1 protein-coding gene is annotated in these 1,316 nt (G+C 60.4%); it reads right to left on the bottom strand.

Going from position 1 to position 1,316, the window contains the following annotated elements; translation table 11 throughout:
* On the bottom strand, positions 1-1,316 hold a 1,316-nt coding region (gene serA / locus NWF31_RS14435), incomplete at both ends, for a phosphoglycerate dehydrogenase (RefSeq protein WP_258361202.1).

Below are 1,316 nucleotides of genomic sequence, written 5' to 3'. Positions count from 1 at the left end.
GGTACAACAAGCATGTGCCCCGCCGGGCTGACGTCGATGCTGTAGCCGTCCAGGTTGACCAGGCGGGGTTCACCGGCCTGGTTGACGGTACCGGCCAGGCGGTGGCTCTCCCGCCGCCCCTCGACCCTAACGCTAATAAGATTGGCGAAGTATTCCATTTCGAGGCTCTTCTTCTCTCGGATCCGGATGCCCCTTTTCTGGGCCACCAGGGGCGCATTGACGTAGTTGACGGCATCGGCCAGCAGGGGGCGCAGCAAGCCTTTCAGGAAGGAACTGGTGAGGGGCGCCAAGTCGTACCGGGCCAGCTCGCCGTTGCAGCAGATCTCCGCAGCAATGATGGGACTTTCCATGAGCTGAGCCAGAAAACTCCCCAGTTTTTCGGCCAGCAGCAGGTATGGCCTTAAGACCTCGGCTACATGCCCCCTTACCACGGGGATGTTGACGGCGTTTAATACCGGTTCTCCCTTGAGGCAGCGCACCACGTCGTGGGCTACCTCCACGGCTACGGCTACCTGGGCTTCTTCCGTCGAGGCGCCCAGATGGGGAGTGACGATGACGTTCTCCAGCTCCAGCAGGGGACTGGCCTTCAAGGGTTCTTCTTCAAAGACGTCCAAGGCGGCCCCGGCCAGGTGCCCGGTTTTTAAGGCTTCATACAGGGCCGCCTCGTCGATTATGCCTCCCCGGGCTACATTCAACACCCGCGCCCCCGGCTTCAGGAGTTTTAACTCCTCCCGTCCCAGAAGGTGGCGGGTTTCCCCGGTCAGGGGCAGGTGGACGGTAACAAAATCGGCGTTTTGCAGCACTGTTTCCAGGGAGACCAATTCGACTTCCAGGCGCGTGGCCTGTTCCGGGTCGACGTAGGGGTCATAGGCCGTAACTCTCATTTCCATACCCCGGGCGCGGCGGGCCACCTCGCGGCCGATTTTCCCAAGGCCAATTATCCCCAGAGTTTTCCCCCGCAGTTCTACGCCGACATACTTCTTTTTCTCCCAGACGCCCTGTTTTAAAGTGGCATTGGCCTGGGGAATGTTGCGGGCCAGGGCCAGCATCATGGCCATGGTGTGCTCGGCGGCCGCTACGGTATTGCCTTCCGGGGCGTTGACTACGACAATGCCCCTTTCGGTTGCGGCGCTGACGTCGATATTATCGGTACCCACCCCGGCCCGGCCGATGATCTTTAACTTTCTGGCGGCGTTGATGGCTGCCGCCGTCACCTTTGTGCCGCTGCGGACGATTAAAGCGTCACTATCGCGAATGGCCTCTTTGAGCTCTTCTTCATTCATTTTGCCTTGAGCCGTAACTTCCAGGCCCGCCTC

The sequence above is a fragment of the Neomoorella sulfitireducens genome, from assembly GCF_024733845.1.
In the GTDB taxonomy this organism is placed as follows: domain Bacteria; phylum Bacillota; class DSM-521; order Neomoorellales; family Neomoorellaceae; genus Neomoorella; species Neomoorella sulfitireducens.
Note: the sequence above shows the minus strand (reverse complement) of the source record. Positions and strands in the feature narration are given on the sequence as shown.